Origin of the sequence: Aeromonas veronii, assembly GCA_041319085.1 — a bacterium.
Classification (GTDB): Bacteria; Pseudomonadota; Gammaproteobacteria; order Enterobacterales; family Aeromonadaceae; genus Aeromonas; species Aeromonas veronii_F.
The window spans coordinates 3496870-3510333 of sequence record CP101033.1; the positions used below are offsets into that span (position 1 = coordinate 3496870).

Here is a 13464-nt window from a genome sequence, read left to right on the forward strand (position 1 = left end):
TATCGGAGGGGGGGGCGAATGGCATCCATCGGCTGCCTTTTGGCCAATCTCTCTGTCATACTATCTTCAGTTCGCTGGCATGATGAGACGTAGAACTCATGAGTAAGGACACGTTTGCCCAATCGGCCGCCTATCTCAAACAGGCGGTACCCTTGATGATTAAGTACCAGATCCCCACCACGCCGGACAATTACCACCTGTGGTACAACTATGTTTCGGCCAGCATGCCCGAGCTCAACCAGGCGATTGATCAGGCGGTCAAAATGCAGGGCACCTGCTCGCTCACCACCTGCGAGCGGCTCTATCACCAATATCTGGCCGCCCAAGACGAGAAGCAGATGGAGGCGATGAAACTGAGCCTCGCGGCCATGGCCAACGAGCTCGGTCACTCCATGCAAGATGCCATATCCGATACCGGTATGTTTCAGGAGATGCTCGACAAGAGTTTTGACAAGCTCAGTCGCATCGATGACGAAGGCTTCAGCTTGGAAGATACCATGGGGATCCTGCGGGATCTGGTGCGCGAATCGCGGGACGTGCGGATGTCCACCATGCACTTTCGCAATCAGCTCAGCAATGCGGAGAAAGAGATCAAGGAGCTGCGGGCGGCACTCAACGAGACCCGCAAGCTGGCCAACGAAGATGCTCTCACCAGCCTGCTCAACCGCCGCGCCTTCGATCTGGAGCTGGATGGGTTGATCCACAGCCAGCACCCCTTCTCACTGATCCTCGCCGATATCGATCGCTTCAAAAACTTCAATGACGAATATGGTCACCTGCTCGGCGATCAGGTCCTGCGCGCCTTCAGCAAACGGCTGCGCGATGTCTGCAAGGAGGGGGTCACCGCCTATCGGCTGGGTGGGGAAGAGTTCGCCATGCTGGTCCCCCACCGCTCGCTGGCGCTGGCCAGACAGATGGCAGAGAGCATGCGCCGGGCCATCGAGCGGATGTCGATTCTGGATCGCAAATCGGGCCGTCGCATCGACCATATCACCGCCTCGTTTGGCGTGGGGGAGTTCAACAGTCAGGAGAGCGCCGACTGTCTGGTCGAGCGTACCGACAAGCTGCTCTACAAGGCCAAGGAGCTGGGGCGCAACCGGGTGATGCCGCTCCCGTCCTGATACTGCAACCTTCATAACGCCTTGCTCCGCGACATGAAAAAGCCAGTCAGATCAACTGACTGGCTTTTTTGCATTTCACAACCAACGAGGCGGCCTTGTCACCGCCCCGCAAGAGGCTGGTTCAGCAGCTTATTGCTGAGCCTCGGCAACCCCTTCCACCTTCACTTCTACACGACGATCCGGTGCCAGGCAGACTATCAGCTCACGCTTGGCTTTGCTGACGCAGCTGTCGCCGGTAACCGGGGAAGCCTTGCCACGCCCTTCTACATTGACCTTGCTGGCCGGGATCCCTTTGCCAACCAGATAGTTGGCAACGGTCTGGGCGCGCTGCTCGGAAAGCTTCTGGTTGTAAGAGTCAGAACCGATGCGGTCGGTGTAACCAATCACGGTTGCTACGCCATCCTTGGGTCGCGCCTCTTCGATCTGGGTATAGAGGCTATCCAGTGCCTGACTGGCCTGCGGCTTCAGGGTCGCCTTGTTGAAGTCAAACAGCACATCGGAGCTCAGGGTGAACTGCTTTTCAACCATCACAGGTGCGGGAGCAGGTTCCGGAGCCGGGGCGGGAGCCACAGGGGCAACCTGACCAAAGCGATAAACCGCCGCCAGCGACAGCAGGCCGTTATCCATTCTCACGCCGGTGTCATCACGGTCGCCATACGGGGTGCTGTACTGATACTCCAGGCGAGCAGCCCAGTCCAGATTGAACGCATACTCGGCACCCAGTGCGCCGACCATGACAAAGCGGCTGTCATCTTTGTAGACATCGCTCTTGGTATCAGCCCAGCCATAACCACCACCGACACGACCATAGAGATCCAGATTATCGGTAACCGGGAAACCCAGTTTCAGGGTCAGCTGCGCCAGCTGCGCTTTCACTTCATCACTGAAAGCGCCAGCCGCCGTAGTTGCATCGTATTTGTAATTGCCCAAGTAGTCGTAACCCAGCTCCAGCCCCAGATTCTGGTTGATCTGATAGCCGCCAAACACGCCTGCACCCAAGGCATCGTTGGTCTCATTGCCAAGGGTCAGGGCATTGCTTTCATCAATGCCATAGAAGTTGGACCAACCCAGTTTGGCACCGCCATACCAGGTGTTGTCTTGACCGGCTGCCTGGGCATTAGCTGCGAGCAAACCGGTAACCAGCAAGGTAATCAATGATTTTTTCATGTCTGAGCCTCTGCAACTTTATGTAGGAGGAGGTTGATTGATATCACCTCGTCTTATATGCGCAACCACCCAAAAGCGATCGCAGCATATCAACGTTAGCCTATTTTCAAGTCACTGATATCAATTAACAAAAAATACTCTAACGCAACTACGTTACAAAAACAGCAACAAGCGTTTGTTATTTGAACTAAATGTGGCGCTAAAAGACGTATCTAAGAAGGTTCAACAGGGAAGAAGGGCCAGCAGAATACTCTTGCCCAAAACGGTATCAGCGACGAACAAACGTGCCGTGTCGATCGATAACGCCAGCGACCGGCATGGAAAGCGCCTGCTGCCACTGACGTCTGGTAAAGGCGGCAGATTACAGTTCCAGATGAAATCACACATGTTCCGCCTCCGATGAAATCCTTGCGCTCACAAAACAGACGATCACAGCTACCTATTTCTTTCACGCTTGCTTCACGCCCCGCGCGGCACAATGCCCTCATACCAACGACAGGAGGATAAAATGAACCAGGCAAGCGCAAGCGTAATCGGACTGTTGACCCTGATGTCTGTCTCCTCTTTTGCCATGGCGGCCTATACCGGCCCGCAGGAGCAGAACAAGGTCTCCGTTGCTCAACTGAAAGATCTGGCCGATGACAGCTGGGCCACGTTGGAGGGGAAACTGGTCAAGCACCTGGGCGGCGAGAACTATCTGTTCCGCGATGCCAGCGGTGAAGTGGAGGTCGAAGTGGATCAGGATGTGTGGCGTGGCACCGAAGTGGGCCCGGATGATCAGATCCGCATCCGTGGTGAAGTGGACCACAGCTGGAACAAGACCGAAGTGGAAGTGAAAACCCTGGAGAAAGTGGGCGCGGCCCCGCAGACCAAGGGCGGCTTTATCGCCAAATAAGGCCACTTCAACGACAAACTGGCCAGACGTTAAAAGGGCGCTTGCTATCAAGCGCCCTTTTGCATGGTTAACACAGCGTCATCACTTAACCGGCCCGACTAGCAAAGGCTCTTTTGAACCCCTTTTCGGCCTGATTGACCTTGTAGAGGTAACGGCGCGACTCCTCTTTGGGATGCTGCTCGGTCAACACCTGATAAACCGCCTCGGGGGAGAGCCGGTTGATCCGGCCCGACGCCGCCTTGCGATCGCTGGAGAAGGTGTTGAGCACCCCGCCAGCGCCACCGTTGTAGGCAGAGATCACTGCATAGCGACGGGAGCGTGGGTCCTCGATATCCGCCAGATAGACGGTCTGCAACAGGTGCAGATAGGCGGTACCAACATCGATGTTGTAGGCCGGATTGAACAGCTCCTCCCGGCTCGGCTGGCCGTTCTTGCCCTTGACCCGCACATAGACATCACGACCGGCAGTGGCCGGGATCACCTGCATCAGGCCATAGGCGTTGGCATGGCTCACCGCATAGGGGTTGAAGCTGCTCTCGGTCTTGATCACCGCATAGATCAGGCTCTCCGGCACGCCGTATTTGCGCGACGCTTCCCGGATGATCCCCGCATACTTGTAGCCCCGTCGATCTTCATGGTTGGCCACCATGGGAATATCGACGAAGAAGATGGTGCGAATACCGAGGGTCCGCTTCTTCATCGCCGTGTTCAGCAGGTAGTCAGCATAACGCTCGGCGCGCCAGGAGGCACGGATAGGCTGACGCTGATTATCCAGCACCTGACCGTAGAGGAAGGGCTCGCCGCCGGTCAGAATTTCCCGATCGGAGTAAAGATCCACTTCGGCCGGATCATCCGGCGTCAGCAGGGTCTCGATAATGGCGCGGCGCAGGTGATCACGCGGCTCTATGCCCGAGACGGTCTCCACCATGATGTGGCCGCTGGAGAAGTCGATGTGGGCCCGGCTCTTGTACTGATCCGTGTATTTGACGTAGTCAAACTTGCCCGCAAACAGCGCTTCCCGCCCCCATATCTCGTTCACGTTATGAGAGAGCGCGCTGATCATGTGTTCAAAACCGCGGATGTCCTTGCCGTTGACCAGATCACCATCCGCACTCCCGCTGGGCTTGGGGGAGGATGAGCAGGCAGAGAGAAACAGCAGGGTGCACAGCAGCCAAAAAATTCGGCCCATAGGATCCTCAAACCGGGCAGCCAGGCTGCCCATTATTCATTTGCGGCGACGTCAGGAGCGGTCACGCCAGCAAGTGGCGCCATGCCAGCTCCAGTTCACACGTACAACAGCCGGAGAGCTTACTGGGCCGGCGGGGTGTAACCTTCGATCTGCACTTCACCCGCGTCAAACAGGTAGCTGACCATCTCTTTTTCCAGCAGTTGGCGATGCTCAAGATTCATCATATTGAGCTTTTTCTCGTTGATCAGCATCACCTGCTTCTTCTGCCACTCGGCCCAGGCTTCCTTGCTGATGTTGTCAAAAATCCGCTTGCCGAGCTCACCGGGATAGAGTTGAAAATCCAGACCCTGGCCCTCTTTTTTCAGGCGTTGGCAAAATACAGTACGGCTCATGTTGACCTCTATGGTTGTAACTCTGGATAGGCGAGCAGACGGGCCGTGGCGGCCGCCAGCCCCACCTCGGCAGGATGGCGTAAGTTATACCAGAGTCGGTTATCTGCTTCCATGAGCCGCAGCGGCTGCGCCTCATCAATGTCAATCAGCAGCGGCTGAATATCGAGATGGAAGTGACTGAAGGTATGGCGAAAACCAGCCAGCTCCCGATAACCGTGATGGCTCAGGCCAAGGGACGCCAGCAGACCATCCACCTCCGCCAGAGAGGCCACCTGCGGGAAGCAGTAGAGCCCGCCCCAGATCCCCTGCGGCGGCCGCTTCTCCAGCAGCAACTCATCGCCATGACGGATCAGCAGCATGATGCCATCGCGAGCCGGAATGCTCTTCTTGGGCTTGCTGTTGGGGTAGACGGTGGGTTTGCCTTGCGACAGCCCCTGGCAATCGGCCCGCACCGGACAGCGATCACAGGCAGGCTTGCTGCGGGTGCAGATCGTGGCCCCGATATCCATCATCGCCTGGTTGTAGTGCGCCACACCCAGCTTGGGAGTGAGCCGGATGGCGATCTCCCACAGCTCGTTCTCCACCTGTTTTTGGCCGGGCCAGCCCGGCAGCGCCAGCCAGCGGGTGAGTACCCGCTTCACGTTGCCATCAAGAATGGCGTGAGGCTGACCGAGGGAGAGCGACAGCACGGCCCCGGCGGTAGAACGACCAATCCCCGGCAGCGCCATCACCTCATCAAAGCGCTCGGGAAAGAGGCCGTGGTGGTGATCGCGGATCTGCTGGGCCGCCTTGTGCAGGTTGCGGGCCCGGGCATAGTAGCCAAGCCCGGTCCAGTGGTGCAGCACCTCGTCGACGGGGGCATCGGCCAGCGCCACCACATCGGGGAAGCGCGCCATAAAACGCTGGTAATAGGGGATCACAGTAGCGACCTGAGTCTGCTGCAGCATGATCTCCGAGACCCAGACCCGGTAAGGGGTCTTCTCCTGCTGCCATGGCAGGGTTTTGCGGCCATGAAGCTCGTACCACTCAAGAACCCGGCTTGCGAAGGTTGATTGATTCACGTTGTTCTCATGTCGTTGATATAAGGGGAACTCTGCGGTTCCTTCGGCTCATCTGACCTGCGCGGGCATGAAAGTCATCCCGCAGGTGCGGCAGCGTAAGGCCTCGTCACGCCCAAGTCAAAGCCGCGCTGACTGGCGCTGCAGGCAGGTGGTGGTCAGGCAGCAAAGCGGTAACAAAGACGATATACTCGGCCCCACGATTGTTGACGGGAGAGACGGTTTGCAGACTTATCTGGTTGGGGGCGCAGTGCGGGATCGCCTGCTGGGATTGCCGCAGGGCGACAGGGATCATCTGGTGGTTGGCGCCACCGTAGAGCAGATGCTGGCGCTGGGTTTTACCCAGGTCGGTCGTGACTTCCCGGTGTTTCTCCACCCCAAAACCCAGCAGGAGTATGCCCTCGCCCGTACCGAACGCAAACAGGGTCAGGGCTACACCGGCTTTGTCTGCCACGCCGCCCCCGACGTGACGCTCGAGCAGGATCTGCTGCGCCGGGATCTCACCATCAACGCCATCGCCGAAGATGATCAGGGCCAGCTTCATGATCCCTACGGTGGCATTGACGATTTGCAAAAACGGCTGCTGCGCCACGTCTCCCCTGCCTTTGCCGAAGATCCGCTGCGCATCTTGCGGGTCGCCCGCTTCGCCGCCCGCTTCCACGCTCAGGGCTTTACCATCGCGCCGGAAACTCTCGCCCTGATGAGCGAGATGACGGCCGCTGGCGAGCTGGCCCACCTCACCCCGGAGCGGGTCTGGAAGGAGCTGGAAAAAGTGCTGCTGGGGCCGACCCCGCAGATCTTTGTCGAGGTGCTGCGCCAATGTGGCGCCCTCAAGGCGCTGTTTCCCGAAATTGATGCGCTGTTTGGCGTCCCTGCCCCGGCCAAGTGGCACCCGGAGATCGACACCGGCATCCACACCCTGATGGTGCTGGAGCAGGCGTGCCGGATCTCCCCGGAATTGACCGTCCGCTTTGCCGCCCTCTGCCACGACCTTGGCAAGGGGCTCACCCCCAAGGAGTTCTGGCCAAGCCATCACGGTCATGGCCAGAAGGGGCTGCCGCTTATTCGCGCCCTGTGCGAGCGGTTCCGGGTTCCCAACGAGTGCCGGGATCTGGCGCTGCTGGTGAGCGATCTGCACACCCACATCCATATCGCCTTTGAGCTCAAGCCCGCCACCCTGCTCAAGGTGTTCGACAAGGCTGATGCCTGGCGTCGCCCCGAGCGCTTTGCCCAGCTGCTGGATGCCTGCCGCGCCGACTTCCACGGCCGCACCGGTTTCGAGGAGCGGGTCTACGCCGAGCCGGACTATGTGGCCGAAGCGCTGGCAGCCGCCCAGGCGGTGCCGGTGAAAGAGATAGTGGCGGCCGGTTTCAAAGGGGAAGAGATCAAGGCGCAGCTGGCCAAAAAGCGGACCGATGCCATCAGCCGGGTCAAGGATGAGTGGACCTTTATCGAAGAGTAATCTCGGCCCCATAACAGACGGCCGCCCTGATGATGAGCTCTGCAAGGAGGGCATCGCCAGGGCGGCCGTTTTGCATCCAGGTTTACATAGGAAGGGGAGTCAGCCCCCTTCTGATGCCGTTATGCCGGACCAATTCGTTCCATCAGGCTCATATGGGATGAGCCATCGTGGCGCTTGAGGTTCTGGCGATACTCGAACTGGCGCTGGCTCTCCTGCTTGAGCCCCAGCATCAGCGAATAGCACATCGCCAACATGATCACCGAGAAGGGCAGCGCCGCTATGATGCTGGCCGCCTGCAAGGCTGCCAGGCCGCCAGAGACCAGCAGGATGGCGGCAACCAGCCCCTGCCCAAGACCCCATACGGCGCGGTGCAGTACCGGCGGCTCCTGATCACCGATGGAGAGCAGGGTGGTGATGACCAGCGTACCCGAGTCACTGGAGGTGATGAAGTAGGTGCAAATGAGCAGGGTCAGCGCGGCCTTGGCGATCCAGCCGAAGGTATCCCAGTGCAGCAGTTCGACCGTCTTGTAAAGCGCCAGCGTCACATCCTGATTGACCGCAGCAACCACGCCGCCACCGCCAAACAGCTCCAGATTCATCGCCGTACCACCAAACACGGTGAGCCAGAATATGCCGAGCAGCGAGGGTACCAGCAGCACGCCAAGCACAAACTCGCGAATGGTACGCCCCTTGGAGATGCGGGCGATAAACATGCCGACAAAGGGCGCCCAGGCAATCCACCAACCCCAGTAAAACGCCGTCCAGCTCGACTGCCAGGCCGAAGTGCCGTTGGCTTCGGTGTTGGTCCAGAAGCTCAGTTTGACGATGTTCTGCAGGTAATCACCGATGTTCTGCACATAGGCGTTGAGGATATAGGTGGTCGGCCCCAGCACCAGAAAGAGTGCGAGTACGAAGACGCTCAGCCAGATATTGAGCTCGGAGAGGATCTTCACTCCACGCCCGACCCCGGAAACCGCCGACAGAGTGGCGATCAGGCTGATACCGCCAATCAGCCAGAGCTGGTTGGACTGCGACACCGCCATACCAAACATCTGGTTGAGGCCGGTATTCATCTGGGAGACCCCCAGGCCAAGGGAGGTCGCCACCCCGAACACGGTACCGAACACCGCCAGCACGTCGGCGGCATGGCCCCAGAAGCCGTAGATGCGATCGCCAAGCAGCGGATAGAGCACGGAACGAATGGCCAGTGGCAGCTTGCGCCGGTAGCTGAAGAAGGCCAGCGACAAGCCGACGATCACATAGATTGCCCATGGATGGAGGCCCCAGTGGAAAAAGGTGAGGCGCATGGCGATCTGGGCCGCTTCCGGGGTCATCCCTTCGGTAATGAACGGATTGCCCTGCAGATGGTTCATCGGCTCGGCGATGCTCCAGAACACCAGACCGATACCCATGCCTGCGCTAAAGAGCATGGAGAACCAGGCGAAGTAGCCGAACTCCGGTACCTGGTCGTCGTCACCCAGCCGGATGCTGCCAAAACGGCTGAACATCAGGTAGACAGCGAAGAACAGGAACAGGGCGACCACCAGAATGTAGTACCACTTGAACCCGGCAATAATCTGATCCTTGGCACCGACAAACCAGGCGGCCGCGGTATCGGGAACAAATACGCCAAACAGCAAAAACAGGGTGATCACGGTGAGGGCCGTCATGGCCATGGTGGGGTTGAGGCCTTTCAATAGCCCTTTGCTTGCTCGCATCCAGCCTCCTTAGTCGTTGTTGAAAAAGTCTTCGCCCACATGATCACCGGCACCGCCGATGGCACGATAGACCAGTTTGCCGGCCGCCTGTTCGCGGTGATCCACCAGCGAAACCGAGGGCTGGCCATTCACGGCGTGACGCTTGCCAAGGAAGATGGCCATGGGGACACCCAGATTGGAGATACCGCTGGTGATCCAGAGGCGGTTGAAGTCGTAAGAGCCACCGATGAACTCCAGCTGTGCCAGGCCGGTATCTAGGCCTGTCAGATAGAAGTTCATGGCACTTTCGTCAGGAAAGAGGTGCACCAGCACATAGGCATAGCGTAATTCATTCACCAACTCCTTTAGGTTGAAAGTACCTGTCTCACTGCAAGAGAGGGGTAACTCACCATCATAGTGGTGTACCTTGAGGTTGTTGGGGTCTTCATCATAGGCAGGCTGATAGCGCACGAAAGCCGAGGTATCCGGCAGTTCATAGCGCACTCTGACCACACGTAACTCGGCCACCAGAGACTTGATATCCAGCTCGTCATTCATCATTTCGCTCCTCAAATGTCAGGGTGAATTCCGTGAAATGTCCGTCAACCTAACACAAAATTGATTAGAGCAGAAATTATTACAACAAAAACCATATTGACCTTGTGACGAATTAGGCGGAAAATTTTGCCCCTCTCCATAGCCCTCCAATGACGCACACCCCATGGAAAAACATGATGAAGTGCTGGTCGCCCTGCGCCAGATTATTCGTGCCATCGACATGCACTCCAGGCGCTTGATCAAAGAAGCCGGGCTCACCTCCCCGCAACTCTTGCTGCTCAAAGGGATCGACGAGTTGGGACAGATCTCCATGCGCCAGCTGGCCGATCACACCAACATGAGTCAGGCCACCGCCACCACCATCATGGACCGATTGGAGAGCCGTCAACTGGTGCAGCGCGTTCGCAGCAATACCGACAAGCGCAAGGTTCACGCGACACTGACTGACGCAGGCCGCGCCCTGCTGGCCCAGGCCCCGACCCCGCTGCAAGAGCGCTTCATCCAGCGTTTTCAAGCGCTGGAAGCGTGGGAGCAGACGCTGCTGCTCTCTTCCCTGCAACGCATTTCCTCCATGATGAATGCAGACGAAATCGACGCCGCCCCGGTGCTGAGCGTCAGACCCCTCACCGAAGAGCAGGCATAAGTTGCTGAACAATTTCAGGTATAAAAAAAGCTCCCGAACGGGAGCTTTTGTCTATCAGGGGCCAAAGAGGATTACTCTTCCAGGCTAATCCCGATATTGGAGACGCCATCCTGAGAGGCGAATGTTCTGATAGCCAGGATACGATCGCTGTCGCGTTCATGGGCAACCCGCTTGAGCAGTTCGACCTGGAACTCCAGCTCGGCTTCCATGTACTCGTGCTCGTAGAGCTCCTCTTCGGTCAGATCCCGCTCTTCCAGCAGCTCGATAAAACCGGCCACCGTACCGACTGAGGCGTGGCTGGCATCGTTGGCCTCTTCGCCAACCCGGCAGATCACCGAGTTGTAGGCGCAGCCCAGCGCAACGCAGGCATCCAGCGCGGGATAGGCGCCATAGGATTCAAACTTGCGGGGATCCGGAATGTGAGACTCGAACTCTTCGAGAATGGCCCCCAGATTGACCCGGGATCCCTTGACGGTGAGGTAGACCCACAGCTGATCCAGCGCATGCCGGAAGGCGCTTGCATTGCCAAAGCCGGAGGCCTGACTAAACAGGGCATAGTTGGGGTACATGCGCTCAGCCAGCGCCAGGGTGTAGACGGTCTGTTGCCAAGGCTGTAGCTCGGCCAGTCGCTTATAAAACTTGTCACCAAACACTGGAGTCGGATCCTTTGCAAAATGTGGGGCAGATTGTAGCCCACGAGGGGCGCGGCGAAAACGAAAAAGCGCCCTGGTCGGCTATGTTGCGAGATGAAGTCAGGTAAGATGGGACGAGAGCGGCATCTTGTTGCGCCGCAAATTCTGATAAGGAACAAGAGTATGAGCCAACGTACCCTTCTTTTGCTCAGCCAGGATAATGCTCACTACGAACGGATGCTCAAGGCCGCCAACCTCCCCCATCTGCGCATTCTGCGGGCCGATAATCCGGGCGATGCCGAAAAACTGATTGGCGAAGCCCATATTCTGATGGCCGAACCGGCCCGCGCCAAACCACTGCTGCCCAAAGCCAACAAGCTGAGCTGGTTCCAGTCCACCTATGCGGGAGTCGATGTGCTGCTCGACCCTGACAGTCGCCGCGACTATCAGCTCACCAATGTGCGCGGCATCTTCGGCCCACTGATGAGCGAGTATGTCTTTGGTCATCTGCTCAGCCTGATGCGCCAAATTCCCCTTTATCGGGAGCAGCAGAAACAGCGGCTGTGGCAGAGCCATCCCTATCAGGGCCTCAAGGGGCGCACCATGCTGATCCTGGGTACCGGTAGCATTGGCCAGCATATCGCCCACACCGGCAAACATTTTGGCATGAAGGTGCTGGGCATCAGCCGCAGCGGTCGGGAGCGGGCCGGGTTTGATCAGGTTTATCAGTTGCCTGCGCTCAACAAGATGCTGGCGCAGGCCGATGTCATCGTCAGCGTGCTACCGGCCACCCGCGATACCCGCCATCTGTTCAATGCCGCGCGCTTCGAACACTGCAAACCGGGCGCCATCCTGTTCAACGTCGGTCGCGGCAGCGCCGTCCACTCGGGTGACCTGCTCACCGCACTGCGTACCGGCAAGCTGGCGATGGCGGTGCTGGATGTGTTCGAGCAGGAGCCGCTACCCGCCGACAGTCCGCTGTGGGGACAACCCAACCTCATCGTCACCCCTCACAACAGCGCCTACAGCTTCCCAGAGGATGTGGCCCAGATCTTCGTGCGCAACTACATCCGCTTTATCGATGGCCAGCCGCTCGACGGCAAAATAGACTTCGACAAGGGTTACTGAGCCTCACTGCGCATGCAAAAGGCCCCGCCAATCTGGCGGGGCCTTTTCATTTCAGGCAGTGACGACAGGTATCAACCCGCGGCCAGCTCCTTGCGGTAGCTCTTCACCTTGGCAAGGAACTGACGACGCTCCTTGCCGCTGAGCGGTTCAGCCATCGGCAGCTTGGCGGTCATGGCATTGACCGGGCGGTTGTTGATCCGCAGTTCGTAGTGCAGGTGAGCACCGGTAGAACGACCGGTGTTGCCGGAAAGGCCGATCTTGTCGCCCATCTTCACCCGTTGGCCCGGCTTGACCAGCAGCTTGCTCAGGTGCAGATAGCGGCTCGCCAGGGTACGGCCATGTTTGATCACCACATAGGTCCCCGCCAGCGGGTGGCTGGTCGCCTTCTGGACAATACCATCGCCGGTCGCCAGCACTGGTGTACCCACCGGCAGCGCGAAGTCAGTCCCTTCGTGGGGACGGATCACACCGGTCACCGGGTGTTTGCGCGCTGGGTTGAAATTGGAACTGATCCGATAGCGGCTGTGGGTCGGGTAGCGGCGGAAACCGCGCTCCAGACTGTTGCCCTGACCATCGTAATAGTTGCCATCCTCAGCCAGCCAGGCTGACACATTCTCGCCCTGGCTAATCACTTCCACCCCCAGCAGTTGGCTGTTGCCGGTGCTCTTGCCTTCCACCGTCTCCTGGCGTACCAGCACTTTGAACTTGTCGCCCTTCTGCAGATCCTTGGCGAAATTCATTCGCCACTGGAACAGGTTGGCAATTTTCTGGATATGGTTGGCCGGAATACCCGCATTACGGGCACTGACATAGAAGCTGCCGTTGATCACCCCATTGTAACGCTGCGGTTGCCACTCGACCTTCTCATTGATCATGGAGGCGGTATAGGCATCTTCGCTGCGTGCCATCACCAGCGTCTGCTTGATATTCAGGCGGATTTTGAGTTGCTGCAGGATGTTGTCCGGATCGACCAGCAGCTCGATGGTCTGTCCCGGCTTGAGCTGCGCCAGATAGTTCTTGTTATCAGCGTCCAGCACCTTGTAGAGAGTGGTGGTGGAGAGGCCGAGATTGTTAAAAATGGCGGTCAGGTTTTCACCGTTGCGCACCTGGTAATCCTGCCACTGGGGCGTCGTGTCGTCCGGAATGTCGTCATCCGGCGCACTCTGATCAACCAGTTCGTGATCGGGGATTTCGTTAAAATCGGTGTTGTTTTCGTTGGTTGCCGTACCGGCGGTATCAATGGGCAACTCGAGACGCAGCGGCCGCTCAAGGATATCACCCGGAGCTGGCAATAATGCCACTGCTGACAGGGTCATGGCCGTCAGCACCAGCATGGCGTAAAAATGTTTGCGGGGAACCGGTGGTTCCCAATTGGCTGCCTGTAGAGCCAAGGGACGGAGACGTTTCATCCGCTATCCTGTCTTTATATCTGAAGAGTGTGAGTTGCGATGCGGTAGTACCAAATCCGCATAAAACTGTCTGTTTGACAAAAAACGATACAAATAGTTCATCGCAATCTGCA

13 protein-coding genes are annotated in these 13464 nt (G+C 58.1%); 5 read left to right on the forward strand and 8 right to left on the reverse strand.

Features of this window, described 5'->3' with window-relative positions:
* Positions 1–98: 98 nt before the first annotated feature.
* Positions 99–1121 (forward strand): GGDEF domain-containing protein, encoded by a 1023-nt coding sequence (locus tag NMD14_16635; GenBank protein XEI32338.1) that lies wholly within the window; start codon positions 99–101, stop codon positions 1119–1121.
* Between the two features lie 129 nt (positions 1122–1250).
* Here NMD14_16635 and ompA read toward each other — a convergent pair whose 3' ends face one another.
* Entirely contained in the window at positions 1251–2288 is a 1038-nt protein-coding gene (ompA, locus tag NMD14_16640) for a porin OmpA (GenBank protein XEI32339.1), read from the reverse strand.
* 508 nt (positions 2289–2796) lie between these two features.
* Between ompA and NMD14_16645 the strand changes: the two genes are divergently transcribed.
* Positions 2797–3183, forward strand: a complete 387-nt coding sequence (locus NMD14_16645; GenBank protein ID XEI32340.1) for a NirD/YgiW/YdeI family stress tolerance protein — start codon at positions 2797–2799, stop codon at positions 3181–3183.
* An 85-nt stretch (positions 3184–3268) separates the two neighbouring features.
* Here the strand turns inward: NMD14_16645 and mltC are convergent, their stop codons facing one another.
* From mltC to mutY, 3 genes are all read right to left on the reverse strand, one after another.
* On the reverse strand, positions 3269–4372 hold the full coding sequence (mltC, locus tag NMD14_16650) for a membrane-bound lytic murein transglycosylase MltC (GenBank protein XEI32341.1): 1104 nt from the start codon (positions 4370–4372) through the stop codon (positions 3269–3271).
* A 119-nt stretch (positions 4373–4491) separates the two neighbouring features.
* Positions 4492–4764, reverse strand: coding sequence for an oxidative damage protection protein (locus NMD14_16655; protein XEI32342.1), 273 nt, complete (start codon positions 4762–4764; stop codon positions 4492–4494).
* 8 nt (positions 4765–4772) lie between these two features.
* Positions 4773–5825 (reverse strand): A/G-specific adenine glycosylase, encoded by a 1053-nt coding sequence (gene mutY / locus NMD14_16660; protein XEI32343.1) that lies wholly within the window; start codon positions 5823–5825, stop codon positions 4773–4775.
* 220 nt (positions 5826–6045) lie between these two features.
* On the opposite strand from mutY, the gene NMD14_16665 reads away from it, so the two are divergent.
* Complete coding sequence (locus tag NMD14_16665; GenBank protein ID XEI32344.1) at positions 6046–7284, forward strand: multifunctional CCA addition/repair protein; 1239 nt, start codon at positions 6046–6048, stop codon at positions 7282–7284.
* Between the two features lie 119 nt (positions 7285–7403).
* Here NMD14_16665 and NMD14_16670 read toward each other — a convergent pair whose 3' ends face one another.
* Together NMD14_16670 and NMD14_16675 are read right to left on the reverse strand one after the other, a co-directional pair.
* Complete coding sequence (locus NMD14_16670) at positions 7404–9002, reverse strand: BCCT family transporter (GenBank protein XEI32345.1); 1599 nt, start codon at positions 9000–9002, stop codon at positions 7404–7406.
* A gap of 9 nt (positions 9003–9011) precedes the next feature.
* Positions 9012–9539 (reverse strand): hypothetical protein, encoded by a 528-nt coding sequence (locus NMD14_16675; GenBank protein XEI32346.1) that lies wholly within the window; start codon positions 9537–9539, stop codon positions 9012–9014.
* Positions 9540–9702: 163 nt separating this feature from the next.
* On the opposite strand from NMD14_16675, the gene NMD14_16680 reads away from it, so the two are divergent.
* On the forward strand, positions 9703–10182 hold the full coding sequence (locus NMD14_16680; protein ID XEI32347.1) for a MarR family transcriptional regulator: 480 nt from the start codon (positions 9703–9705) through the stop codon (positions 10180–10182).
* Between the two features lie 71 nt (positions 10183–10253).
* On the opposite strand, the gene NMD14_16685 is transcribed toward NMD14_16680, so the two are convergent.
* Complete coding sequence (locus NMD14_16685) at positions 10254–10835, reverse strand: YjaG family protein (GenBank protein ID XEI32348.1); 582 nt, start codon at positions 10833–10835, stop codon at positions 10254–10256.
* A gap of 162 nt (positions 10836–10997) precedes the next feature.
* On the opposite strand from NMD14_16685, the gene NMD14_16690 reads away from it, so the two are divergent.
* On the forward strand, positions 10998–11942 hold the full coding sequence (locus NMD14_16690) for a D-2-hydroxyacid dehydrogenase (protein ID XEI32349.1): 945 nt from the start codon (positions 10998–11000) through the stop codon (positions 11940–11942).
* Between the two features lie 71 nt (positions 11943–12013).
* On the opposite strand, the gene mepM is transcribed toward NMD14_16690, so the two are convergent.
* A complete protein-coding gene (mepM, locus tag NMD14_16695; protein ID XEI32350.1) occupies positions 12014–13351 on the reverse strand; it encodes a murein DD-endopeptidase MepM in 1338 nt (445 codons plus the stop codon).
* Between the last annotated feature and the right edge of the window lie 113 nt (positions 13352–13464).